The sequence below is a fragment of the Ornithinimicrobium cavernae genome (assembly GCF_003121625.1).
Lineage (GTDB): Bacteria > Actinomycetota > Actinomycetes > Actinomycetales > Dermatophilaceae > Ornithinicoccus > Ornithinicoccus cavernae.
The window spans coordinates 22877-46884 of the sequence record NZ_QDDJ01000008.1; the positions used below are offsets into that span (position 1 = coordinate 22877).

Consider the following 24008-nt stretch of genomic DNA (forward strand, 5'->3'; position numbering starts at 1 on the left):
CAGTATGGCAGCCCGCGCCCTGGTCGCGCAGGGCGGCTCGTCAGCCCTCGTCGTCGTCCCGCTCGACCCGGATCCGGCTCTCCGGGTTGAGCGTGACCGCCAGCTGGCGCTCGGCCTCGGGCGGGCAGATGAACAGGATCTCGTCCCCGGCCTCGATCGCCTCGTCACGGCTGGGTGAGACCGCCTGGCCGTCGCGCAGGATCGCGATGAGCGAGGTGTCCTCCGGCAGGGGGACGTCGCCGACCCGGGCACCCACGAACGGGCTGGACTCGGGCAGGGTCAGCTCGACCATGTGGGTCTCACCGTGCTGGAACTCGAAGAGCCGGACGATATCGCCGACCGAGACCGCCTCCTCGACCAGCGCGGTCATCAGGCGCGGGGTCGACACGGCCACGTCGACGCCCCACGAGTCGTTGAACAACCACTCGTTGCGGGGGTTGTTGACCCGGGCGACAGTGCGCGGCACGGCGAACTCCGTGCGCGCCAGGAACGAGACGACGAGGTTGACCTTGTCGTCCCCGGTCGCGCAGACCACGTGGTCGTAGGTCTCCAGCTCGGCCGTGGTGAGCGTGCTGATCTCGCACGCGTCACCGATGATCCAGTCGGCGGCGGGGACCATCGAGGTCCGCTCCTCGGTGGCGTCCCGGTCGATGATGAGCACGTCGTGCCCGTTGTGGATGAGCTCGCGGCAGATGGAGCGACCCACGCTCCCGGCACCGATGACAGCGACCCGCACGGCGTCTCCTCACTCCTCCGGCCGGACGGTGTCCAGCCGGTGCTCGAGCTCGGCCAGCGAGCCGCGGGGGGCGACCAGGTGCAGCTCGTCGCCCTCCTGGTAGACGGTCTCCCCCGTCGGGATCAGCGCGTCGCCGAGCCGGGTGACGAACGCGACGCGGACACCGAAGGTCTCCTCGATCTCGGTGAGCCGCCGTCCGGCCCACCGGACGTTGACGTGGATCTGCGCCAGCACCAGCGTGCCGCTGGGGTCGAAGTAGTCCGGGGTGCTGCCCTCCGGCAGCAGGTGGTGCAGCGTCTGGTCCGCGGTCCACCGCACCGTGGCCACGGTCGGGATCCCGAGCCGCTGGAAGATCTCGGCCCGCCGGGGGTCGTAGATCCGGGCGACGACCCGCTCCACGCCGAAGGTCTCGCGGGCCACCCGCGCGGCGATGATGTTGGAGTTGTCGCCGCTGCTCACCGCGGCGAACGCGTAGGCCTGCGGCACGCCGGCGTCCTTCATGACCTCCCGGTCGAAACCGACACCCTTGATCCTGCGCCCGGGGAAGTCCGACCCGAGCCGACGGAACGCGGCCGGGTCCTGGTCGATGACGGCCACGTCGTGGCCGCGTTGGATCAGGCTGTGCGCGAGGGTGGCCCCCACGCGCCCGCAGCCCATGATGACGAAGTGCACGGAGTCGACGCTACCGCGGCGCCCGCCGAGATGTCGGACTCAACGCCGTTCCCTCCCTAGAGTGGCCACCATGGAGTCCGGCAGCCTGCTGAAGCGGGTTCTCATCGGTCGCGCCCTGCGCACCGACCGGCTCAGTGACACCCTCCTGCCCCGTCGGCTCGGGATGCCGGTGTTCGCCAGCGACGCGCTGTCCTCGGTGGCGTATGCCGTGGACGAGATCGTGCTGACCCTCGCCCTGGCCGGTGGTGCGGCGGTGTACTTCTACTCCTGGGAGGTCGGGGTCGCCGTCGGTCTGGTGATGCTGGTGGTCGTGGCCTCCTACCGGCAGACGGTGCACGCCTACCCCGGCGGCGGCGGGGACTACGAGGTCGCGTCGGACAACCTCGGCCCCCGGGCCGGTGTGGCCGTGGGCTCCGCGCTCATCGTCGACTACACGCTGACCGTCGCGGTGTCGGTCTCCGCGGGGGTGCAGAACGCGGCGGCGGCCCTGCAGTTCATCAGGGGCTACGAGGCCGCCGTCGCCGCTGGTCTGATCGCCCTGCTGACGCTGATCAACCTGCGCGGGGTCCGCGAGTCCGGCCGGGCGCTGGCGGTGCCGGTCTATGCCTTCCTGGGCTCGCTGGCCATCCTCATCCTCACGGGCGCCGTGCAGCTGTTCACCGGCAATCTCGACCGCGCCGCGAGCGCCCGCTACGAGCTGCTCCCCGCCCAGGGCTACGAGGAGGCGACGGGGCTGTTCCTCGTCTTCCTGCTCCTGCGGTCGTTCGCCTCCGGCTCGGTGGCGCTCACGGGTGTCCAGGGTGTGGCCAACGGCGTGCCCGCCCTGCGACGACCCAAGAGCCGCAACGCCGCCTCGATCCTGGCGGTCATGGCCGCGATCTCGATCACGATCACGGTCTCGGTGCTGTGGCTGACCCGCGAGAGCGGCATCCAGATGGCCGTCAACCCGCAGCAGCAGCTCCGTCTGCAGGGCGAACCGGTCGGCCCGGACTTCGTGCAGGACACCGTGCTGGGCCAGCTCTCGCAGGTGGTCTTCGGCCAGGGCAGCTTCGGTGTCCTCCTGGTCGCGGTCACGACGGGCGTGATGCTCTTCGTGGCCGCCAACACCGCCTTCAACGGCTTCCCGGTGCTCGCCTCCCGCCTGGCCCGGGACCGGTTCCTGCCGCGAGGACTGGTCAGCCGCGGGCAGCGCCTGACCTACTCCAACGGCATACTCCTGCTGGCCGCCGCCTCCGCCGCCCTGGTGCTGGTCTACCGGGCCACCGTCACCGAGCTGATCCAGATGTACATCGTCGGGGTGTTCATCTCGTTCACCCTCAGCCAGGCGGGGATGGTGCGGCACTGGAACCGGCGGTTGCGCACCGAGCTCAGCCTGCGCGAGCGGGTCGGCATGGTCCGCAGCCGCACCATCAACCAGGTCGGCGTCGTCGTCTCGGCGTTCGTCCTGGTCATTGTCCTGCTCACCCGCTTCACGAACGGGGCGGGCCTGTCCCTCCTCGCGATCGGTCTCATCTGGATGGGGATGACCATGGTCTACCGCTACCACCGCACGATGGACAACGACATCTCGCTGCCCGCCGAGGGCGTCGATGCCAGTCAGGTGGTGCCCTCCCGGGTGCACGCCCTCGTCTACGTCCCGCAGCTGGACCGCCCCACGATGCGTGCCCTGGCCTACGCCCGCGCCACCAGGCCGCACACCCTGGAGGCGGTGACCGTCGACGTCGTGCCCGAGGCCACCCGTGAGCTGCGCACGGCCTGGCAGCAGCGCGAGCTGCCGGTGACCCTGCGGGCGCTGGACTCGCCCTACCGCGAGTCCGCCCGGCCGGTGATCGACTATGTCCGCCGGGTGCGCCGGGACCGCCCCCGGGACGTGGTGGTCGTCTATGTCGCCGAGTACGTCGGGCGCGAGGGCTGGTGGATCCGGCTCGTCCGCGACCGGACCCTGGAGCGCCTGCGGCGGGGACTGCTGCGCACCCCGGGTGTGATGCTGGTGACCGTGCCGTGGCAGGGAGAGGGACTGGATGAGGACTGAGCAGGGCGAGGCCGCTGTCGGCGACCTCCTGGTCGTGGACGTGGGGCCGGTGGCGCACGGTGGCCACTGCGTCGCCCGCCACGAGGGCCGGGTGCTCTTCGTCCGGCACACGCTGCCCGGTGAGCAGGTCCGCGCCCAGGTGACCGAGATCGGCCCGGGCGGACGGTTCCTCCGCGCCGACGCCGTCGAGGTGCTGCGCCCCGCGCCGGCGCGGGTGGCCCCGCCGTGCCCGTGGTCCGGCCCCGGCCGGTGCGGCGGGTGCGACTGGCAGCACGTCGGGCTGGACGGCCAGCGCGCCCTGAAGAGGGACGTGGTCCTCGAGCAGTTCTCCCGCCTGGCGGGTCTGGACCTCGTCGCACACCTGGGCCGTGACGTGGTCGTCGAGGCGGTGCCCGGCGACCGGGACGGTCTGGGGTGGCGCACCCGGGTCGAGTTCGCGGTGACCGCCGAGGGCCGGCCCGGGCTGCGTCGCCACCGCAGCCACGACATCGTCCCGGTCGATGACTGTCTCATCGCGGACCCGCAGGTGACCGGCACGGGCGTGCTGTCGGGGTCCTACCCGGGCGCGACGGCGGTCGACGTGGTCGCCCCGTCGGTCGGCGAGCCCGTGGTCGTGCCGGTGCCTGACGGACCGGTGCCGGTCCTGCAGGAGCGGGTGGCGCTGGCCGACGGCGACCTGGAGCTGGAGGTCTCGGCGCGCGGGTTCTGGCAGGTGCACCCGGGGGCCGCCCGGACCTTCGTGTCGACCGTCCTGGAGTGGCTCGCCCCGCGCACCGGCGAGCACGCCCTCGACCTGTATGCCGGAGTGGGCGTCTTTGCCGCCGCGCTCGCCCGACGCGTGGGTCCCCAGGGCTCGGTCACCGCTGTGGAGGGTGACCGGACCGCCACCGGGCACGCCCGGGACAACCTGGCACAGTTCGCGTCCGTGGAGGTCCTGCGCGACCGGGTCGACCGTGCGGTCCGCCGGATGGCACGCAGCGGCCGGGTGACCGACCTGGTCGTCCTCGACCCACCGCGCACCGGCGCCGGCCGGCAGGTCTGCCGGGACGTCGCCGCACTGCGCCCCCGCGCGATCGGCTACGTCGCCTGCGACCCCGCGGCCCTGGCCCGCGACGTGGGCTATCTGGCGGAGCACGGCTACGTCCTGCGTGACCTCCGAGCGTTCGACGCCTTCCCGATGACCCACCACCTGGAGCTCGTCGCGGTCCTCGATCCGCCCTGAGAGCCGTCCGCGTCCGGGCCAGCCCGACCCAGCCCACCGGCGGATAGCCGCTCCTGCGGGACGGGCGCGACGGCCCTACCTCGAGCACCTACGCCATCTGGGAGCCTCCTCGTGCCGGCTCGAAGAACCACGTGCCGCTCCACGACGGTGTGCTCCCGTCGGGGCAGGCTCGGTGGACGCTACTGCGCGACGGTGCCGGAGCCCTCGGCGTGGGCGGCGAGCCGCTCCAGCGAGGCCTCGAGGGACTGGGTGGTGGTCGCGCGGGCTCGAGGGAGCCGGGACTCGTCCGTCAACCGCGTCCAGTCGTAGGTGTGGGTGACCAGGGTGTGCGCGGTGTCGACCGGCTCGAGCTCCCACCGCCACAGGTGGCCCGGCGGCTCCTTCCCCGGCTCGGCCGGTTGCCACGCGATCAGACGGCCCTCGTCGAACTCGACGACGTGGTTCTCCCGCTGCTTGCCGTTGGTGAGTGTCATGACGAACACGTCACCGGCGGCGCGGACGCGTTGCCCGGAGGGGGCCTCGGCGAGGTTGTCATTGCCGTCCCACGCCGGCTGACGTGCCGGGTCGGCGATGAGCTCGAAGATCTGGTCGGCTCCGGCGGCGACCTGCCGCTGGGCGGTCACGACGCGCACAGCGTCATCGGGGCGTGTTGTCATGCCTGCATCAAAGCACCTTGCCGGTGCCGGGCGCTCACTCGCCGGATCGCTGCGCCGCGCCCTGGCCGCTCTGCGTGCCCTCGTCCTGCGTCACCGGGGTGCGGCCCGTGGCGAGCATGAAGCCCATGATGACGACCGCCGTCAGGTAGGCCGGCCACCCCAGGGCGATCTTGGTCACGCCGAGCCAGGCGACCTCCCCTGCCAGGTAGAGCGGCAGCATGATCGCCACACGCACCACGAACAGGCCCACGAGCACCCAGGTCAGGCGGCTGCAGACCCGCACCAGGGCCTTGTCCTGACGCCACTGGGTGGGGTGCTCGGCATACCCCGGATCGCCGGCGGCGACGATGAAGCCGACCGCGGGCCACCGCGCGAGGATGGAGACCAGGGTCCCCACGCCGTAGGCGGCCGAGGTGAGGATGCCGGGCAGGAAGGCGTCCTCGGCGTTCCCCGACCGCAGCGCGAAGAACGCGGCGATCGCCGTGGCGAAGATGGAGGTCAGCACGAACCGCACCGAGCCACCGATGGACAGCCGGATCCCCAGGAGGATGATCGCCACGCCCCCGGCGGCGAAGAGGGCCGGTCGCACCTCGTCACGGAGCAGCCACAGCACGACGAAGGCCACGGTGGGCAGCGCGGTCTCCAGCGAGCCGTACCACCCGCCGAGGACGTCGGAGATGCGGCGGCGGATCACCTGCTCCACGGTCTCCACGACCTCGACCTCATGCTGAGGTCCAGCGCCCTGCCCGGCTCCGGCCGCCTGCTCAGGCATTGCTCGGCAGCATCTGGTAGCCGGGGTTGAAGATCGTGCGCCGGCCGTCCACCATCGTCACCCGTCCGGTGAGGGTCAGGTAGGCCCCCGGGCGGATGCCGGTGATCTCCCGCCGTCCGAGCCAGATGACCTCGAGGATGCCGGTGCCGTCCCAGAGCTCGATGCGCAGCTCCGGTGCCCGGTCCGCGGGCAGGACGGCGATGCTGTGCACCGTGCCCGTGACCGAGGTCAGGCTGCGGACCTGGAGGTCAGCGATGCGGGTGCACCCCGGCCGGGCGCACTCGGCCGCGAGCTCCTCGGCCTCCAGCTCGGAGGAGTCCACGGCCAGGTCGTCGAGGGCCTTGCGCAGGCTCATCGCTCGGTCTGCCCCGTCCCGTCCGCCGACGACTCACCCGGGGCCGCTGCCTGCGCTGTGCCGGGGGCACTGGTGGTCGTGCCGCCCGTTGCCGGCGCGGCCCCGGACTGCTCGGCGGCCTTCGCCTCGGCGGCCGCCTGCTGGGCGGCGGCCCGGCGCCGGGCGGCCTCCTCCAGCACGGCCTGCGGCGGCGTGAGCGCGAGCACCTCGCGCGGCGGTCGCGGCTCGCTGCCGCGGTTGACGACCACCTCGCGCAGGAACGTACGGATCGTGGCGAGCTGGGTCGGGTCGGTCGCGGCCGGTCCGTTGACCACGGCCCGGAGGAACCAGCGCGGCCCGTCGACACCGATGAACCGGTTGGGCGCATAGGCGACCCGTCCCGAGGAGTCGCGCCCCGGCATACGGGCCAGCAGCTCCTTGCCCATCACGCCGTCGGGGTCGACCTGGGAGGAGCCCCCCGCGGCCTTGATGCCGTCGACCAGGCCCTGGCGGATCTCGTCCCACAGGCCCTCGCTGCGCGGGGCCGCGAACGCCTGGATCTGCACCTTGGTGCCGGCGAAGGTGCAGGTGACGCCCACGATGCGGTTGGTGTCCTTCTCGAGGTCCAGCCGCATCTCCATGCCGCGGACCGCGGGCACCCGGAGGGCACCCAGGTCGACCCGACCGGTCAGCTCCTCGCGCTCGGCGAGGTCGTAGGGACCGTCGAACTCGCGCTGCCAGTCGCGGTCGACACCCGGCTCGCCCTCCGGCACGACCGGTGCGGTCTCTTCGACCGCCTCGACGGTCTCCTTCTTCTTGCGGCCGAAGATGCCCACGGGGTGTCAGTCCTTCTCAGTCTGGAGGGTGTCGCTGGTGGTCAGTGTGGCGTCCGTCCCGAACCCACCGGAGGCGCCGTGCCCGCTGCTCCCCCGGGCGCTGCCCGGCAGGACGCTCACCTCGGTGAAGGCCACGACCGACACCGGCTGCACGATCAGCTGGGCGATCCGGTCACCGCGCCGCACCGTGAACGCCTCGCTGGCGTCCGTGTTGAGCAGGTTGACCATGATCTCGCCGCGGTACCCGGCGTCGATGGTGCCGGGCGCGTTGACGATCGTGATGCCGTGGCGCGTGGCCAGGCCGGAGCGCGGGTGCGTGAAGGCGGCGTAGCCGTCAGGCAGCGCGATCGCGACCCCCGTCGGCACCAGGGCCCGCTGCCCCGGCGCGAGGGTCACGTCCTCGCGCGCGTGCAGGTCGACCCCGGCGTCACCCGGGTGTGCCCTGCCGGGGACCGGCAGGGCTTCGTCGAGCCGGTGCAGCAGCACCGGTACGGGTTGGGTGGTCACGTGGCACGAGGGTACCCGCAAAGCGTGGGCACCCCGCCCCCACGGGTGGTCAGGCCGCGCACTCGGTGCACACGGGCTGGCCCCCGACCTCCTTGGCGAGCTGGCTGCGGTGGTGCACCAGGAAGCAGCGCGAGCAGGTGAACTCGTCGGCCTGGCGGGGAAGGACCCGCACCGACAGCTCCTCACCCGACAGGTCTGCCCCCGGGAGCTCAAAGCCCTCGGCGTGCTCCGTCTCGTCGACGTCGACGCTGGATGAGCTCTTGTCTGCCCGCCGTGCCTTCAGCTCCTCCAGAGAGTCCTCATTGATGTCGTCCTCAGACTTACGAGGTGCGTCGTAGTCAGTTGCCATGACGTCCCTCTCCTCTCTCGAGCTGGTGTCGCAGGATCTGGCGTGAGCCTGCGGTGTACGAATGGTCTGGGTGTGAACGTCGGATGATCCGATTTTGTGCCCGACTCCGGCAAGTGCTTCACCGGGGCCGGACGGCTACGTCGCGGCGTCGCTGCCGCAGGTGCGGATGCACCCGAAACGCGTTCGTCGCCGGGATTGTGCCGTATGAGGGGTGGTCGAGTCGAACCGGGGGGTCACCGGGTCCTCGTCGCCCCGTCCTCCGGTCGGCCCACCAGGTCAGCAGACACAGTCCCACGGCCGCCAGCTCGACCCGGTCGACCAGCACGCGAGCGCGGGTCACCTCCCGCGTCCGGGGGCGCGGCCCGTCCCCCAGTCGCGGCCGGTCCTCGGTCCGTTCGCCGTAGCGGAGCGGGCCCCCCAGCTTCACGCCCAGGGCACCTGCGAGGGCGCTCTCGGCGACCCCGGCGTTGGGTGAGGGGTGGGCACCGGCGTCCCGGCGCACGGTGGCCACCACCTGCCGGGCGCGGCGGGGAGTGCACCCGGCCAGCAGGACCGGGAAGGCCCTGGCCGGGGCCCAGGCGAGCACGTCGTCCAGCCGCGCCGAGGCCCAGCCGTAGCGCTCGTAGCGCACGCTGTGGTGCCCGACCATGGCGTCCAGGGTGTTCGAGGCGCGGTGGGCCAGCGCCCCCGGTGCACCGCCGACGAGACCCCAGAACGCCGGCGCGAGCACCGCGTCCACGGTGTTCTCCGCGAGCGACTCCACCACGGCAGCGGCCACGCCGGAGGCGTCGAGCTCCGAGGGGTCGCGCCCGGCGAGCCAGGGCAGCCTTTCCCGTGCCATCGTGAGGTCGTCCCGGCGCAGGTGGTCCTCGATCTGGCCGGCGGTGTCGCGCAGCAGACGGCCCGCACTGGCGAGCCACACGGCCACGGCGGTCGAGAGCACCTCACCCTGAGAGCCTCGGGCGCCGGTGGACCGTCGCAGCACTCCCCCGGCCGTCACACCGAGCCCGACCCCGAGCGCCGCGTGCCACGTGCCTCGGGGCCGGGAGTCGGCATACAGCACCTGTTCCACCCGCTGCATGGCCGTGCCGAACCACGCGACGGGGTGCAACCGGTCGGGTGGCTCACCGAGCAGGCGGTCCAGCACCAGGCCCACGGCGACGCCGAGCGCACGGTCACCCAGGCGGCTCACCAGCCCGGCTCCGCGCCGGGCTCGACCGCCGTCCGGGCCAGCTCCAGCAGGCCCGGGACGTCCAGGTGCGCCTCGAGCCAGTCGGCCAGGTGGTCGAGGTGGGCGTCCAGGGCCCGGGCGTAGGGCGTGTGCGAGGGCGTGAAGGAGCGGTCACGCTCTGCGGCCACCTCGGCCAGCAGCCCGTGGCGCAGCCCGTCGCTGTCGAGCACACCGTGCAGGCTGGTGCCGTGCACCCGGCCGTCGGCGCTCCGGCAGCCCTCAGGCCCTTCCTCCAGGTGCAGCCACGCCTGGCCCGTGCCGTGGCGCTCCGGGTGGCCCCACCGGATCTGGTAGCCGGACACGTGAGGCGTCCCGGCTGGGCCGTCGGCGACGCCGCTCGACCGGGTGACGACCTTCGGTGCCGCGAACGTCGTGGCGACGGGCAGCAGCCCCAGGCCGGGAACCGTCCCGGCCCCGGACTCCACCTCGTCGTGGACGACCTCGCCGAGCATCTGGTAGCCGCCGCAGATCCCGAGGACCCGGGCGCTGCTGGTCGCGACCGCCCGGTCCAGCCCCCGCTCCCGGAGCCAGGCGAGGTCGGCCACCGTGGCGCGGGTGCCAGGGAGCACGATCAGGTCGGCGTCGGCCAGGTCACCGGGCCGGGTGGCCCAGCGCAGCTCGACGGACGGCTCGAGCACCAGGGGGTCCAGGTCGGAGGGGTTGGCCAGCCGGGGCAGGTGGATGACCGCCACGCGCAGCGGCCGGGCGGGCGCGCCCTCGCCGTCCTCCGGCTCCGGCGCCGGTCTCCCGGGCGACACCAGGTCCAGTGAGTCCTCGACCCCCAGCATCAGGTGGTCGCCCAGGTGGGGCAGCACCCCCAGCACCGGCAGCCCCGTGCGCTCCTCCAGCTCCCGCAGCCCGTCGGCCAGCAGCGACGCGTCGCCGCGGAAGCTGTTGAGGACGACGCCGGCGAGGCGCTCGCGCAGCCGGTCGGGCAGCAGTGCCCAGGTGCCGTAGGCCGCGGCGAAGGCCCCTCCCCGGTCGATGTCGACCACGAGCACGGCCGGGACGCCCGCGGCAGCCGCCAGCGGCAGGTTCACCAGGTCGCGGTCCAGGAGGTTGATCTCCGCGGCCCCGCCGGCGCCCTCCAGCACGACCACCTCGTGCATGGCCCGCAGCCCGACCAGCGACCGGAGGACCAGTGGCCGCAGCCGCACGGCGCGCTCGCCGTAGCCGTCGGCCTCGTCGACGGCCACCTCGTCACCCAGCACGACCACGTGGGAGGTGCGCGCCCCGGACGGTTTGAGCAGGACCGGGCCCATCCGCCGGTCGGTGTCGACGCGGGCGGCCAGCGCCTGCATCGCCTGCGCCCGACCGAGCTCACCGCCGTCGGGGGTGACGGCGGAGTGGTTGGACATGTTCTGCGCCTTGAACGGCGCGACCTGCACACCCCGGCGCGCCAGGGCCCGGCACAGCGCGGACACCACGGTCGACTTGCCGGCGCCGCTGGTCGCTCCCACGACCATGAGCGCTCCGCGGGCGGTGCTCAATAGTCGATCCCGCGCCGTGCCCGGATCCCGCGCTCGAAGGCGTGCTTGACCTTGACCATCTCGGTGACGGTATCGGCCACCTCGATGACCGGCTCCGGCATCTCCCGGCCGGTCAGGAAGACGCTGACGTCCTCGGGGCGGTCGCGCAGGGCACCGGCGACCTCGGCGGGGTCGATCCAGCCCCAGTTCATGGGGTAGGAGATCTCGTCGAGCATCACCATCCGGTGCGACCCTGCGGCGATCAGGTCCTTGCTGAAGGACCAGGCCGCGACCGCCTTGGCGCGGCTCTCGTCCAGGTCGGTGGACTCCCAGGAGAAGCCGTCCCCCGCGCTGGCCCACTCCACCCCGAGCTGACGGAGCATCGCCTCCTCCCCCGTGCGCCACTTCCCCGACTTCAGGAACTGGACCACGACGGTCGGCCAGTCCCGCGCCCTGCTCCGCAGCAGCGTCCCGAAGGCCGCGGTGGACTTGCCCTTGCCGTGGCCGGTGGTGACGAGGACGAGGGACGGCGCCGAGCGCAGTGCCCTCCGGTCGTAGGGCCGTGCGGTGCGCGGCTCGGTGTGCTCGGGGTCGTTCACGAGACCTCCTGGGCTCGGTCGGGGACGGGTCGGTGGTCGGTGGGGACGCCCCACGACGGGGCTGGTGCGGCACTGTGGTCCGGGACGGCGTCGGTATGCCGTGGGGCCCGGGGGGCGGGCACGACGACCAGGTGCCCGTCGAGGTCGTGGACGTGCAGGGGCCAACCGTAGACCTGGCTGAGCAGCGCGTCCTGCAGCACCTCGCGGGGCGTGCCCAGGGCGATCCGCCTTCCGCCCTCGAGCAGCAGCAGCCGGTCGGCGTAGCGGGAGGCGATCCCCAGGTCGTGCATCGCGGCCACCACCGTCAGCCCGTCCCGGTGGCGCAGGTCATCGACCAGCTCGAGCACCTCCACCTGGTGCCCGGGGTCGAGGGCGCTGGTCGGCTCGTCGAGCAGCAGCACCGGCGCCTGCTGGGTCAGGGCGCGGGCGATGACGACGCGTTGGGTCTCACCACCGGACAACCCGCGCAGCGTCCGGTCGGCGAACCCGCCCATCCCGAGCCGGCGCAGCGCGTCGACGGCGATGCGCCGGTCCGCGGCCGACTCCCGCTCGAGCCACCCGAGGTGCGCGGTGCGCCCGAGGAGGACGTACTCGACCACGGTCATCCCGGGCGGCAGCTCGGGGGCCTGGGGCATCAGCGACACGTCCCGCGGGCCGGGGGCCGTGCCGTCGCCGAGGTGCACCCGCCCCGTGCTCGCGACCATCCCGACGAGGGACCTGAGGAAGGTGGACTTGCCCGACCCGTTGGGGCCGATCAGGCCGAGCCACTCACCTCGGTGCAGGTCCAGGTCCACCCCGGCGAGCACCTCCACCCCGCCGAAGCCGACCCGCACGTCGCGGGCGCTCAGGACCACGGCGGAGCGGGAGGTCGAGGACCTCATGCGTCGTGCCTCCGCCGCCACAGGATGACGCAGAAGAACGGCGCGCCGACGAAGGCGGTGATGACGCCGACCGGCAGCTCTGCCGGCGCGGTCAGGGTGCGTGCCCCGATGTCGACCAGGGCCAGGAAGCCACCTCCCACGACCGCGGACAACGGCACGATCGCCCGGTAGGAGTGCCCGACGAGGAGCCGCACGATGTGCGGTGTCACGAGGCCGACGAAGGCGATGAGGCCACTCACCGACACCGCGGCCGCCGTGATGAGGGTCGCGGCTGTCACCACGAGCAGGCGAGAGCGGGCCGGTCTGAGTCCCAGGGCGCGGGCCTCGTCGTCCCCCAGCCGCAGGACGTCCAGGTGCCGGGCGTGCAGCAGCAGGACCAGCCCGGCGACCAGGACATACGGCAGCAGGAGCAGCACGGGGTGCCAGCCGTCGGCGGCCAGCCGGCCGAACAGCCAGGACAGCACCTCCCGCGCCCGGGTCTGGTCCAGCCGTTGCAGGGCGAACGTCTGGGCCGCCGAGAACAGGGCTGCCATCGCCACCCCGGCCAGGAGCAGCGTCGCCGGGTTCCGGAACGAGGCCCTGGCCACGAGCACGGACCCGGTGACGGCCAGCAGCGCGCCGACGAACGCGGCCATCGGCAGGGCCGCGACGGGCCCGAGGGCCAGGTCCAGGCCGAACCCGAGGGCCAGCACCGCCCCCAGCCCGGCGCCCGCCGAGACCCCCAGCAGGTAGGGGTCGGCCAGCGGGTTGCGGAAGACCCCCTGGTAGCCGGCCCCGGCCACGGCCAGCGACGCGCCGACCAGGGCCGCCAGCACGGTGCGCGGGAGCCGGATCTGCCACAGCACGGCCTCGTGCTGGGACGACAGCGTCCGGTCGACCTCGACGAAGGGGACGGCGTCCAGCAGGGAGCGGATGACGCCACCCACCGGGAGCCCGGCGGCGCCCTGCGTGGCTGAGAGCAGGCACGCGAGCAGCAGGAGGGCCAGGCTGCCCACCAGCGCGGGAACGGGCAGCCGGAAGGCCCGCTCGGCGGACTGCTCCAGGGTGTCGGCCGAGCTGGTGGCGTGCGCGCGGGTGGTCACCGACCGACCGGGGCCCCGACCTGGCTCATCGCCCCGGCCACGGTCTCCACGAGCTGGGGAAGGCGCGGACCCCAGCGGGAGGCGATGTCGGCATCGACCACGACGATGTTCCCCTCCCGGACGGCGGAGACGTCGGCCCAGCCCGGCCGTGCCGCCACGTCCTCGGCGGTGTACGACACCTGGTCGGTGATCACGATGAGCTGCGGGTCGGCCTCGATGATGGCCTCCTCCGTGAGCTGGGGGTAGCCGGCCCGGTCGGCGTCGGCCTCGTCGGCGATGTTGACCGCCCCCATCCGCTCGTACACCGACCCGATGAAGCTGTGGCTGCTCGCGGAGTAGAAGCTGTCGTCGAGCTCGTGGTAGACGCGCAGCCCCTCCTCCTGCGGAGCACCCTGGAAGGCCGCGTCGATCTGGGCGCGCAGGTCCTCGACCACACCCGCGGTCTCGTCCACGCGACCGGTGGCGATCCCGAGGGCCGCCATCCCGTCGTAGCCGGCCTCGATGTCGGCCGGCGCCGGGTTGACCAGGACGGGGATGTCGAGCGCGTCCAGGGAGGCGACGAGGTCGTTGCTGTCGTTGGCGACGACCACCAGGTCCGGTTCGTAGCCGACGATGGCCTCGACGTTCGGGTCGTAGCCGGACAGGTCGGTGACCGGTGCCTCCTCCGGGTAGGTCGAGTAGGCGTCGACGGCGACGACCTGCTCGCCGGCGCCGATGGCGAACAGGGTCTCGGTGGCCGACGGGGACAGCGACACGATGCGCTGGGGCTGCTCGTCGATGGTGACCTCACCGGCGGCGGTGTCGAGTGTCACCGGGAACGCGGCCGCGGCGCTCGTCGTCGCGGAGTCGTCACCCGCCGAGGTGCCGTCGGCGGCGTCCGGTGCGGTGGTGGCGTCCTGCGCGTCGGGGGCCGGGTCCCCCGTCGGGTCGGCACCGCCGCAACCGGTCAGCACGAGAGCCAGGGAGAGGGTGAGGGCCGCGGGTGCGGCCGCCCGGGAACGGATGGTCATGTGATCTCCTGTCGGTCGAGGTGGGTGCTCGAGCGACAGCAGTCCTGGTCAGGATCCGTCTGCCGAACCAGCCCTTGTCCTCGAGGGCAAAATGGTGCGGTTCGTCGGGCAGTTCGACCGGACTCGACCACCTCTGACCTGGGTCTGGGCGGCTCCACCGTTGCGGGACAGTGCCGGGTTCTCACCGGACTTCGTCTGCACGACGCTGGCACTCTACACAGCGCCCGGGACCTCCCCGGCCAGGGCCCGGTGCAGCGCACGGTCCAGGCGCTCCAGCCCGTCTGCACCGGGGACCGCGACCCGCGCGGTGCCGGGCAGGCCGAAGCTGGCACAGTCGCGGACCAGCACCCCGTGCGGCGCGAGGCGCTCCCGCAGGCCCCTGGCCTCCTCGACCAGGACCCAGGGCGCGTCGGCGGCCCGCACCGTCAGCCCGTGCCCGCGGAGCAGGTCGACCAGCTCGCCGCGGAGTCCCGCGATCGCCCGGCACCAGGCGGGGAGGTCGGCACGGGCCAGCAGGTCGGGCAGGACCGCCAGGCCGAGGGTGCTCACCGACCAGTGCGGTTGCGCGCGAGCGAGCCGCTCGATCAGCTCCGGGGCGGCCACGACGTAGCCCAGCCGCAGACCGGGGCAGTGGAACGTCTTGGTGAGGGATCCGACCGCGACACCCGGCCGGGAAGCGCTCCAGCGACCGGTGGCCAGGGCGTAGAACGCCTCGTCCCACACGTCGGCGTGCTCGTCGGGGCCGGCCAGCAGGCCCGTGGGGCTGTGTGGGTCCGTGCGCCACACGGGCCCCGTCCCGACGGGTCCCCGCGGGTGCAGGCCGAACTCCGGCTCGCTGCGGACGTGCCCGCCCAGGACGGTGCCGACCAGGTGGATCGCCTCACTGCCCCCGTTGGTCAGGAGCACCCGCTCCGGCCCGACGCCCAGGGCCGCGGCCAGGAGGGCGGTCGCCTCCCGGGCATCCGGGTAGCGCCCGAGCGCGTCGAGGTGTCGGGCGACCAGCGGCGCGATGTCCGGTGCCACCGGGTTCATGTTCTGGGACAGGTCCACGAACCCGGCGGGGTCCAGCCCCAGGGCCCGCGCCACCGCGAGCCCGTCGCCCCCGTGGGTTCCGGCAGCAGGAACCGGGGTCGCGCTGGCGCGGGTCCCCGCGTCGTGGGGCACCCGGGACATACCGGCTCCTCAGTCCGCGCCGCAGGCGGCGGGCTTGGCGACGCGCAGGTTCGGGCAGCAGCCTGGCGCACAGACCGACGGCCACGGCTGGGCCACCGGCCAGGACGGCCGCTCCGGGGACTCGCCGCGCGCCTCCGCGGCACGTTCCACGACCAGGTCGACCAGGCCCGAGACGAACTGCGGGTCGATGCCCACGGTCGGCACGCGCAGCACCTGGATGCCCACCTCAGCCGCGGTCTCCTGCGCCTCGGTGTCGAGGTCGAAGATGACCTCCATGTGGTCGGAGACGAAGCCGATCGGCGCGAGGACCACCTGCTGCACACCCTCGCCGGCGAGCTCGCGCAACCGGTCGTTGATGTCCGGCTCGAGCCACGGCTGGGTGGGCGGGCCGGACCGGGAGCAGTAGGTCAGCTCGCCGACCACGTCCTCCCCCAGGGTGGCCCGGATCTCCTCGGTGATCGCACGGGTCAGGGCCTCGTGCTGGGCGCTGTAGACGTTGCCCTCACCGTCACCGGGTCCGGACGTGTCGTCCATCGCGTTCGGGATGGAGTGGGTGACGAAGACCAGGCGGGGAAGCACGCCGGTCCTGTCCCGGACCTGGCGGGCCGCCTCGGTGACGAGGCGGGCGTTGGTGGAGGCGAAGCCGGGGTGGTTCCAGTACTGCCGGACCTTGTCGACCCGCACCGGCGTGCCCTCCTCGGTCAGCTCGGCGATCGACTCGGCGATGTCCTCGCGGTACTGCCGGCAGGAGCTGTAGGAGGAGTAGGCGCTCGTGGTCACCGCCAGGAACCGGGTCATGCCCTCCCCTGCGGCCGCACGCAGGGTGTCGGTGAGGAACGGCTCGGAGTTGCGGTTGCCCCACAGCAGCGGCGTGCTGATGTCCCGGCGGGCGAACTCCTCGCCCAGGGCCGCCAGCAGCGCGCGGTTCTGGTCGTTGATCGGGCTCTTGCCGCCGAAGGCGTGGTAGTGCTCGGCCACGTCCTCCAGCCGCTCGTCGGGGATCCCGCGCCCTCGGGTGACCCGCCGTAGGAAGGGCATGACCTCCTCGGGTGCCTCGGGACCCCCGAAGCTCACCAGGACGACGGCGTCGTAGGGGTCGGCCTCTCCCGTGCCCGCGTGGGCGACCTCCTCCTCGAGCTCGGCGAGGGTCTCGGCGGTCTCCCGGGGCTGGCCCTGCGGCATACCGGCGGGGGGCGGTGCGGTGCCCTCCTGGCCGGGGTCGGTGGGATCGGCGATCGGTTCGCTCATCGGTCGTCTCCTGTCGTGCGCAGTGCGGTTGGGGCATTGAGGTCCAGGGCGACGGCCGCGATCCGGATCACGAAGACCAGCGCGACGGCGCCCCAGATGAGTAGGGGGGTGAGGATGTCCAGAGCATGCCCGACGACGATCAGCGTCGCGCCGATCAGGGCGGGGATGGCATACAGCTCGCGGCGCAGAACCTCCGGCACCTGGCCGGCGAGGACGTCACGCAGGGCACCACCGCCCGTGGCGGTGAGCACACCGAGCAGCACCGCGGCCAGGGCGCCGGCCTGGAACTCCAGCGCCTTGAGCGCACCACTGACCGCGAACAGCGCCAGGCCACCGGCGTCCAGCACGCGCACCGAGCGACCGATGACCTTGGCCCGCACGTCGGCGCGGAGGGGCAGCACGGACCGCAGGTGGCGGTACCAGAGGAAGGTGCCCAGACCCGCCAGGGCCGCCGGGACGAGCAGCCGCCAGTCGCTGATGCCGACCGGCGGGGTGTCACCGAGCAGGACGTCGCGCATGATGCCGCCACCCAGGCCAGCGACCCAGGCGAGCACGACGACACCCACGAGGTCCAGGCCCTTGCGCACCGCGACCAGGCCGCCGGAGAGCGCGAAGACGAAGACCCCGAGGATGTCGAGCAGCAGTTGGAGGTCGTAGTCCTGGGTCACCATGGTTATGCCTAAGGTAGCCCTCCGGGCGGCGTGGCCTGCTTCCCGCGAGGGGTGAGAAGTGGCACAGTCGGAGCACGGTCGACACGAGGAGAGACTGATGGAGCAGCTGCGGTTCACTGCCGTCCACGAGGACGGGCAGCACCTGGTCCTGTCGTCGCCCGACGGCACGGAGCTGCTCCTGCCGATCGATGCCCGGCTGCGCGCAGCCCTGCGCACGCGCAGCGCCCCGCCGGACGCCCCGGCCACCCCACTGAGCCCGCGTGACGTGCAGGCCATGATCCGCGCAGGTCAGAGCCCCGATGAGGTCGCCGAGATCACCGGCTGGCCGGCCGAGCGGATCGCTCGGTTCGAGGGCCCGATCCTGGCCGAGCGCGAGCACGTCTCCGGTATGGCGCAGGCCGCCCACGTGCGTGGGCGCGCCACCGAGGGTGGCCACCCGACGCTGGGCTCCCGGGTGCTGGAGCGCCTGGCCGCCCGTGGCGTCGACACGGACAACGTGGGCTGGGACGCGACCCGCCCCGAGGGTGGCTCCTGGACCGTGGTCGTCAGCTTTGTTGCCGGGCAACGACAGCGCTCCGGTGCCTGGCGCTTCGACCCCGCCGACCGGACCGTCGAGGCCCTGGATGACGAGGCCCGCTGGCTGAGCGAGGACGAGCAGGCGCTGCCCGGCAGCGCGGCGGGCAAGGCGCTGCTCGGCACCGGTGGGGCCTCTGAGGAGGTCGACCTGATGACCTCGATGCGGGAGCGCTCCCGGTCCCGCGGCCGTCGCCGCAAGGCCTCGACCAGCACGTCCGACCCTGCGGGACTGCCTCAGCTGGAGCACGCCCCCGAGGATGTGCTGCCTCTGGAGGACCTGGCCTACGACCCCGACACGATGGGCCTGCCGCCCGCCGCGCACGGTGAGCCTCCCGCGCCCGGCGCCGCAACCGAGCTCCCTCCCTCCGACGTTGCTGACTCCGACGACGGTGCCGCCGCCGGCCCGGAGCAGGACGTCGACCCTGCCGACGGCACCACCAGCTATGACGTGGAGTTCGACTTCGACGACGAGGGTGACCCGTTCGGCCAGCCCACCGAGACAGATCCGGACACCGCGCCGCAGGACGCCACACTGGCCGACCTGTTCGGGGGCGACGACACCGACCTGGACGAGGCGGTCGAGGCCGAGGTCGGTGCCGAGCCGGTCGCCGAGGACGCGGTCGAGCTGGGTGGGGATCTCGAGGAGTCTGCCGCTCCTGGTGCGGCTGAGACCGGTGACCTGGAGTCCGCCCCGGAGCCGACTGACGGGGCACGGGCAGAGACCGACCCGACCGAGGACCTTCAGCCAACCGCTGAGTCAGGGTCCGAGCCGGACCCTGAGCCGGACTCCGCTCCCGAGCCCGAGCCGACCCCGGAACCGGAGCCGACGAAGAAGCCGGCCAAGCGCAAGGACGGCCGCCCGGGCGTCCCGAGCTGGGACGACATCATGTTCGGCGCCAAGGACCGGCGCTAGCCTGCGCGCTGTGGGTTGGGCGTTCACAAGCCAATCACCACCCACGTGGCGATCCCAGGTTCTCGTGGCTCCAGACAGAGGTGCACAGAAGGAGACTGGAGCGATGAAGCGATGGGCAGTCACTGCAGCAGTACTGCGGGACTAGCGCTTTCGGGGTGCGGCAGCGCGGTCACGGAAGCGCCACAAAGGAGTGGTCAGCCCACCTCTCCTGATGCAAACTCCCCGAGGCCGCCGCCAAGGAGAGCACCAGTAATCCAGCCCAATATGGTGGAGAGCCACCCTCCGACGACGCAGATGTCACGCTTAACGGGAGCGTTGAAGAGGTCGGCAGTGACGCATGGTGGGCCGACACCGCAGTGATGTCGTGGTGGGGAAACCTCAGCCCGGAGGATGAAGAACAGGTCTGTTCACTAGCCGATGAGCACGGAGCTGAAGCTGCAGCCGCGGCCCTTGTGACAAGCATGAACAAGCAGCTGGCCGAAGCTGAAACGGCTGTGGATGCCATTACCGTCGCGCGGTGGCTGGAACGAGAATGCCCCTAGAGACCGCGAGCCTCGGCCGGCGCCTTGGCGATGGCGTAGGACAGTTCACCACTGCTCGCGGTGGACGGACGTGCGCGCCTCGGCCGGTGAGCCACCGCCACGCACGGCTCATCCCCGCTCGCGCGGGGCGAACCTGCTATTACATGCGCTGTGAGCGGGACGCAGGGCCCATCCCCGCTCGCGCGGGGCGGACAGGGTTTCGCCGTTGCCCTGGTGGACGGTGATGGGCTCATCCCCGCTCGCGCGGGGCGGACACGGGGCGGGTGCAGGTGCGGCGCATCCCCGACGGCTCATCCCCGCTCGCGCGGGGCGGACAGATTCTCACCCGCGTCATCCTGGCTCTGGCGCGGCTCATCCCCGCTCGCGCGGGGCGGACCACCACTGCCGCACCGGTGCCCGGCGGGATGCCGGCTCATCCCCGCTCGCGCGGGGCGGACTTCGCGCGGGTCGCTGGCATGTCCGCTGCCGAGGGCTCATCCCCGCTCGCGCGGGGCGGACGTCGCGAACGCACCCGTGCGGGCGGTGTCGTCGGGCTCATCCCCGCTCGCGCGGGGCGCACGCCGACGGAGACAGCGCTGCTGGCCTGCGACCGGGCTCATCCCCGCTCGCGCGGAGCGGACCGCTGTCCGACCTGCACGTCGTCGGGCGGGCAGGGCTCATCCCCGCTCGCGCGGGGCGGACACTCGCCTGCATCCACAGGACCGTGTCGCACCACGGCTCATCCCCGCTCGCGCGGGGCGGACTACTACGACATCACCATGGTCGGCGGCAGCGGGGGCTCATCCCCGCTCGCGCGGGGCGGACGCCATCTCGCCCCTGGCAGACCGCGACTCGACGGGCTCATCCCCGCTCGCGCGGGGCGGACCTGGAGCAGTCCATCGGCGGTGTCGACGCCGTCGGCTCATCCCCGCTCGCGCGGGGCGGACTCCGTCCGGCTCCTGGATGGTCGCTCCTTCGAGGGGCTCATCCCCGCTCGCGCGGGGCGGACCAGGTGGTGGTTCCGTCCTTGGCTGTGTAGGGCGGCTCATCCCCGCTCGCGCGGGGCGGACCTGCTCGGCGTGCAGGGGGCCACGGCCGACCCGGGCTCATCCCCGCTCGCGCGGGGCGGACCAGACGACTGGCCCGGCTGGGACGGTGGCGCAGGGCTCATCCCCGCTCGCGCGGGGCGGACACCCGTTCGGACCGACGAAAACCACGATGCCGGGGCTCATCCCCGCTCGCGCGGGGCGGACCGCACGTCCCGCTTGCGGAGTTGGTGGAGCCAGGGCTCATCCCCGCTCGCGCGGGGCGGACGATCGACTCAAACGGCACCCAGTACCCGAGCCCGGCTCATCCCCGCTCGCGCGGGGCGGACGTTCTGTCGCTGGTCTTGGCCGTGTTGCGGGTGGGCTCATCCCCGCTCGCGCGGGGCGGACATCGGCGCAGCGGTCGTCGGGCTGGGCAACAACGGCTCATCCCCGCTCGCGCGGGGCGGACGCCTCGATCTCCTCGTCCAGGTCGATGTTCATGGGCTCATCCCCGCTCGCGCGGGGCGGACGTCCGCCGTCGTGACCATCTTCTGAGTGATGACGGCTCATCCCCGCTCGCGCGGGGCGGACAAGCTCCTCCGCGAACGCAGCATGACGCAGGACGGCTCATCCCCGCTCGCGCGGGGCGGACTCAGTCCTCCTCGTCTGTTTCTCGGATCAGGTGGGCTCATCCCCGCTCGCGCGGGGCGGACTCTCCGGCTGCCACTGGCGGCATGGGCCGCGTGGGGCTCATCCCCGCTCGCGCGGGGCGGACACGCCTCGCTGGTCGAGGTGGACCGGGTGACGGGGCTCATCCCCGCTCGCGCGGGGCGGACAATCCGCCTCAATGCGATGTACATGGGCGATGCCGGCTCATCCCCGCTCGCGCGGGGCGGACCGGGGGAGTGTTCGGGACGTTGCGGAGCAGCAGGGGCTCATCCCCGCTCGCGCGGGGCGGACAGGCGCAGAAGCTGAGCGAGGATCAGCGCCGACGGCTCATCCCCGCTCGCGCGGGGCGGACGCCGCGGAGAAGATCTCCACCCTCAACGGTGAGGGCTCATCCCCGCTCGCGCGGGGCGGACACGTTCGGCAGACCCACTCCGGATCAGCACCTGGGCTCATCCCCGCTCGCGCGGGGCGGACCTGATCACCTCCGTTGTGAAGCGGTGCAAGGCGGGCTCATCCCCGCTCGCGCGGGGCGGACCTGTTCGGTCGCCCGCAGCTGGCGTTCCGCGAGGGCTCATCCCCGCTCGCGCGGGGCGGACGCCGATGCGGTGCAAGGCGTAGATCATGGTGCCGGCTCATCCCCGCTCGCGCGGGGCGGACCCGCGCCGCGATCGCAGCAGAGGAGAAGATCCGGGCTCATCCCCGCTCGCGCGGGGCGGACGACTACGCCCGCGACGCTGCCGAGCTGCAGATGGGCTCATCCCCGCTCGCGCGGGGCGGACCGTGCCGAGCGTCACGCGCCGGGTGCGCCTGCCGGCTCATCCCCGCTCGCGCGGGGCGGACACCTATTACGACGGATTCGGGGCGCCGGTCTACGGCTCATCCCCGCTCGCGCGGGGCGGACGTCGGGATCAGCCCGGGCGTCTCAGCCTCGGGGGGCTCATCCCCGCTCGCGCGGGGCGGACCTCTCGTGCTCGCTGTCTGGCTGCTGCGATCTGGGCTCATCCCCGCTCGCGCGGGGCGGACAGACCTCTTACGACTTCGAGGAAGGGGTCGAACGGCTCATCCCCGCTCGCGCGGGGCGGACACACCGGAGCCGACCGGACAGACGACACCGATGGGCTCATCCCCGCTCGCGCGGGGCGGACTCCCGGCAGCGCGCGCTCTCCTGCGTCCGGTCGGGCTCATCCCCGCTCGCGCGGGGCGGACGGCCTCATCCTCGGCGGCGTCACGGTCGTGCTGGGCTCATCCCCGCTCGCGCGGGGCGGACTACATGCACCTGCTGTCTGCCCCGACATTGAACGGCTCATCCCCGCTCGCGCGGGGCGGACGTGATCCGCGCCCACCAGGCGGTCGGCTGGACCGGCTCATCCCCGCTCGCGCGGGGCGGACGGGTGGCGCTTCAAGGGCCACGCCGAGGATCCGGGCTCATCCCCGCTCGCGCGGGGCGGACCTCCGACGCAAGGCCGACCAGGCCGACGAGATGGGCTCATCCCCGCTCGCGCGGGGCGGACGATGCCGTAGTGCTCGGCGCGCTCGTAGGCGACGGCTCATCCCCGCTCGCGCGGGGCGGACGGGTACTGCTTCCATGTGTCCTTGCCGGTGAGGGGCTCATCCCCGCTCGCGCGGGGCGGACACGGCCTCGTCGGCGACCTGGACCCCGCCGCCAGGCTCATCCCCGCTCGCGCGGGGCGGACGGTGCGCTGTTCGGGCAGGACACTCGCAGCGACGGCTCATCCCCGCTCGCGCGGGGCGGACATCAACTCCACCGGCGGGTACGCCGGCGCCTGGGGCTCATCCCCGCTCGCGCGGGGCGGACCCCCTGCAACTCCTCGCGACGGTCCAGGGCCTCGGCTCATCCCCGCTCGCGCGGGGCGGACGTCACCCGCGGCTACCAGCACGCCTCGTCAACGGGCTCATCCCCGCTCGCGCGGGGCGGACTCCTCGGCAGGGACGCGGATGCGCTCGCCATCCGGCTCATCCCCGCTCGCGCGGGGCGGACCGCTAGACCTCCGGCAGCAATGTGATGTGACTGGGCTCATCCCCGCTCGCGCGGGGCGGACGAGTACGCCCGCGACGAGGCCGAGCTGCAGATGGGCTCATCCCCGCTCGCGCGGGGCGGACGCAGCGGCGCCACCGATGAACGCCGGGAGAAGAGGCTCATCCCCGCTCGCGCGGGGCGGACCTCTCCACACCCACACAGCGCGGTGGGTGTCCAGGCTCATCCCCGCTCGCGCGGGGCGGACGCCCTGGCGGCCAGGTATATCTCCCCGAACATGGGCTCATCCCCGCTCGCGCGGGGCGGACTCCGCCGCTGATGCAGCCGCGACCACCGGCACGGGCTCATCCCCGCTCGCGCGGGGCGGACGATGTCTTCGACGAGGGCACCCTCGCCCACGAGGGCTCATCCCCGCTCGCGCGGGGCGGACTAACTATTCGGCCCGATCCAGGTGCGGTCAGCGGGCTCATCCCCGCTCGCGCGGGGCGGACGTCGGATCCTTATCGACCGCCGTCGCGCCACCCGGCTCATCCCCGCTCGCGCGGGGCGGACGGGCGTGTGTGCTGCCGTGCAACCGGGGGGCTCGGCTCATCCCCGCTCGCGCGGGGCGGACGTCACCAACCTGTTGTCGCCGCGGGCGTCGGTGGGCTCATCCCCGCTCGCGCGGGGCGGACTACCGCTACGGCCGGCTCGATCTGGCCGCGCCGGGCTCATCCCCGCTCGCGCGGGGCGGACTGGCTGCAGTCAGCACACGGCTCCACGGTCCGCGGCTCATCCCCGCTCGCGCGGGGCGGACGTCCCCGACGGCGGCGAGTACGTGTCGCC

The 24008-nt window shown here is 73.2% G+C and carries 20 protein-coding genes and 1 CRISPR repeat array (1 of these 21 cut by a window edge); of the genes, 3 read left to right on the plus strand and 17 right to left on the minus strand.

Annotated features, from left to right (window positions below):
* Positions 1-40: 40 nt before the first annotated feature.
* Positions 41-736: a potassium channel family protein gene (locus DA085_RS10385; protein WP_109472907.1), complete on the minus strand. Its 696-nt coding sequence runs from the start codon at positions 734-736 to the stop codon at positions 41-43.
* Positions 737-745: 9 nt separating this feature from the next.
* Complete coding sequence (locus tag DA085_RS10390; protein ID WP_109472908.1) at positions 746-1408, minus strand: potassium channel family protein; 663 nt, start codon at positions 1406-1408, stop codon at positions 746-748.
* A gap of 70 nt (positions 1409-1478) precedes the next feature.
* On the opposite strand from DA085_RS10390, the gene DA085_RS10395 reads away from it, so the two are divergent.
* The gene (locus DA085_RS10395) at positions 1479-3440 is read left to right on the plus strand and encodes an APC family permease (protein WP_109473086.1); all 1962 of its coding nucleotides are present in this window, start codon (positions 1479-1481) and stop codon (positions 3438-3440) included.
* The gene (locus tag DA085_RS10400) at positions 3430-4662 is read left to right on the plus strand and encodes a class I SAM-dependent RNA methyltransferase (RefSeq protein WP_109472909.1); all 1233 of its coding nucleotides are present in this window, start codon (positions 3430-3432) and stop codon (positions 4660-4662) included. Before DA085_RS10395 ends, DA085_RS10400 begins: the two co-directional genes overlap by 11 nt.
* A gap of 179 nt (positions 4663-4841) precedes the next feature.
* Here DA085_RS10400 and DA085_RS10405 read toward each other — a convergent pair whose 3' ends face one another.
* The 15 genes from DA085_RS10405 to DA085_RS10475 form a co-directional block, all read right to left on the minus strand.
* The gene (locus tag DA085_RS10405) at positions 4842-5318 is read right to left on the minus strand and encodes an SRPBCC family protein (protein WP_109472910.1); all 477 of its coding nucleotides are present in this window, start codon (positions 5316-5318) and stop codon (positions 4842-4844) included.
* A gap of 34 nt (positions 5319-5352) precedes the next feature.
* Positions 5353-6090, minus strand: coding sequence for a DUF3159 domain-containing protein (locus DA085_RS10410; protein ID WP_109472911.1), 738 nt, complete (start codon positions 6088-6090; stop codon positions 5353-5355).
* Positions 6083-6445, minus strand: coding sequence for an OB-fold nucleic acid binding domain-containing protein (locus DA085_RS10415; protein ID WP_109472912.1), 363 nt, complete (start codon positions 6443-6445; stop codon positions 6083-6085). Before DA085_RS10415 ends, DA085_RS10410 begins: the two co-directional genes overlap by 8 nt.
* On the minus strand, positions 6442-7260 hold the full coding sequence (locus tag DA085_RS10420) for a DUF3710 domain-containing protein (RefSeq protein ID WP_109472913.1): 819 nt from the start codon (positions 7258-7260) through the stop codon (positions 6442-6444). The genes DA085_RS10415 and DA085_RS10420 overlap by 4 nt, the downstream gene beginning before the upstream one ends.
* 6 nt (positions 7261-7266) lie before the next feature.
* Positions 7267-7767, minus strand: coding sequence for a dUTP diphosphatase (gene dut, locus DA085_RS10425; protein WP_202619185.1), 501 nt, complete (start codon positions 7765-7767; stop codon positions 7267-7269).
* Between the two features lie 49 nt (positions 7768-7816).
* Entirely contained in the window at positions 7817-8116 is a 300-nt protein-coding gene (locus DA085_RS10430; RefSeq protein WP_109472915.1) for a DUF4193 domain-containing protein, read from the minus strand.
* A 118-nt stretch (positions 8117-8234) separates the two neighbouring features.
* A complete protein-coding gene (gene cbiB, locus DA085_RS10435) occupies positions 8235-9308 on the minus strand; it encodes an adenosylcobinamide-phosphate synthase CbiB (protein WP_109472916.1) in 1074 nt (357 codons plus the stop codon).
* On the minus strand, positions 9305-10813 hold the full coding sequence (locus DA085_RS10440; RefSeq protein ID WP_109472917.1) for a cobyric acid synthase: 1509 nt from the start codon (positions 10811-10813) through the stop codon (positions 9305-9307). The genes cbiB and DA085_RS10440 overlap by 4 nt, the downstream gene beginning before the upstream one ends.
* Before the next feature lie 20 nt (positions 10814-10833).
* Positions 10834-11415 (minus strand): cob(I)yrinic acid a,c-diamide adenosyltransferase, encoded by a 582-nt coding sequence (gene cobO, locus DA085_RS10445; RefSeq protein ID WP_109472918.1) that lies wholly within the window; start codon positions 11413-11415, stop codon positions 10834-10836.
* Positions 11412-12296, minus strand: coding sequence for an ABC transporter ATP-binding protein (locus DA085_RS10450; protein WP_109472919.1), 885 nt, complete (start codon positions 12294-12296; stop codon positions 11412-11414). The genes cobO and DA085_RS10450 overlap by 4 nt, the downstream gene beginning before the upstream one ends.
* Positions 12293-13378, minus strand: coding sequence for a FecCD family ABC transporter permease (locus DA085_RS10455; protein WP_109472920.1), 1086 nt, complete (start codon positions 13376-13378; stop codon positions 12293-12295). Before DA085_RS10455 ends, DA085_RS10450 begins: the two co-directional genes overlap by 4 nt.
* Positions 13375-14388 carry an ABC transporter substrate-binding protein gene (locus tag DA085_RS10460; RefSeq protein ID WP_109472921.1) on the minus strand — a complete coding sequence of 338 codons (1014 nt, stop codon included), beginning with the start codon at positions 14386-14388 and terminating at the stop codon, positions 13375-13377. The genes DA085_RS10455 and DA085_RS10460 overlap by 4 nt, the downstream gene beginning before the upstream one ends.
* Before the next feature lie 213 nt (positions 14389-14601).
* A complete protein-coding gene (locus tag DA085_RS10465; RefSeq protein ID WP_154402164.1) occupies positions 14602-15561 on the minus strand; it encodes an aminotransferase class I/II-fold pyridoxal phosphate-dependent enzyme in 960 nt (319 codons plus the stop codon).
* Between the two features lie 9 nt (positions 15562-15570).
* Positions 15571-16809 carry a ferrochelatase gene (locus DA085_RS10470; protein ID WP_109472922.1) on the minus strand — a complete coding sequence of 413 codons (1239 nt, stop codon included), beginning with the start codon at positions 16807-16809 and terminating at the stop codon, positions 15571-15573.
* Positions 16806-17480: a trimeric intracellular cation channel family protein gene (locus tag DA085_RS10475; RefSeq protein WP_109472923.1), complete on the minus strand. Its 675-nt coding sequence runs from the start codon at positions 17478-17480 to the stop codon at positions 16806-16808. The genes DA085_RS10470 and DA085_RS10475 overlap by 4 nt, the downstream gene beginning before the upstream one ends.
* A gap of 97 nt (positions 17481-17577) precedes the next feature.
* On the opposite strand from DA085_RS10475, the gene sepH reads away from it, so the two are divergent.
* Entirely contained in the window at positions 17578-18969 is a 1392-nt protein-coding gene (gene sepH, locus DA085_RS10480) for a septation protein SepH (RefSeq protein ID WP_109472924.1), read from the plus strand.
* 647 nt (positions 18970-19616) lie between these two features.
* Positions 19617-24008: a CRISPR direct-repeat array (repeat unit 28 nt; unit sequence GGCTCATCCCCGCTCGCGCGGGGCGGAC); it runs 1191 nt beyond the window's last position.

Coding starts and splice junctions, on each gene's coding strand:
- DA085_RS10400 (WP_109472909.1), top strand. CDS start 3,430: ATGAGGACTGAGCAGGGCGAGGCCGCTGTCGGCGACCTCCTGGTCGTG.
- DA085_RS10415 (WP_109472912.1), bottom strand. CDS start 6,445: ATGAGCCTGCGCAAGGCCCTCGACGACCTGGCCGTGGACTCCTCCGAG.
- DA085_RS10395 (WP_109473086.1), top strand. CDS start 1,479: ATGGAGTCCGGCAGCCTGCTGAAGCGGGTTCTCATCGGTCGCGCCCTG.
- DA085_RS10465 (WP_154402164.1), bottom strand. CDS start 15,561: ATGTCCCGGGTGCCCCACGACGCGGGGACCCGCGCCAGCGCGACCCCG.
- DA085_RS10430 (WP_109472915.1), bottom strand. CDS start 8,116: ATGGCAACTGACTACGACGCACCTCGTAAGTCTGAGGACGACATCAAT.
- sepH (WP_109472924.1), top strand. CDS start 17,578: ATGGAGCAGCTGCGGTTCACTGCCGTCCACGAGGACGGGCAGCACCTG.
- DA085_RS10475 (WP_109472923.1), bottom strand. CDS start 17,480: ATGGTGACCCAGGACTACGACCTCCAACTGCTGCTCGACATCCTCGGG.
- DA085_RS10440 (WP_109472917.1), bottom strand. CDS start 10,813: ATGGTCGTGGGAGCGACCAGCGGCGCCGGCAAGTCGACCGTGGTGTCC.
- DA085_RS10405 (WP_109472910.1), bottom strand. CDS start 5,318: ATGACAACACGCCCCGATGACGCTGTGCGCGTCGTGACCGCCCAGCGG.
- DA085_RS10460 (WP_109472921.1), bottom strand. CDS start 14,388: ATGACCATCCGTTCCCGGGCGGCCGCACCCGCGGCCCTCACCCTCTCC.
- DA085_RS10410 (WP_109472911.1), bottom strand. CDS start 6,090: ATGCCTGAGCAGGCGGCCGGAGCCGGGCAGGGCGCTGGACCTCAGCAT.
- DA085_RS10450 (WP_109472919.1), bottom strand. CDS start 12,296: ATGAGGTCCTCGACCTCCCGCTCCGCCGTGGTCCTGAGCGCCCGCGAC.
- DA085_RS10470 (WP_109472922.1), bottom strand. CDS start 16,809: ATGAGCGAACCGATCGCCGATCCCACCGACCCCGGCCAGGAGGGCACC.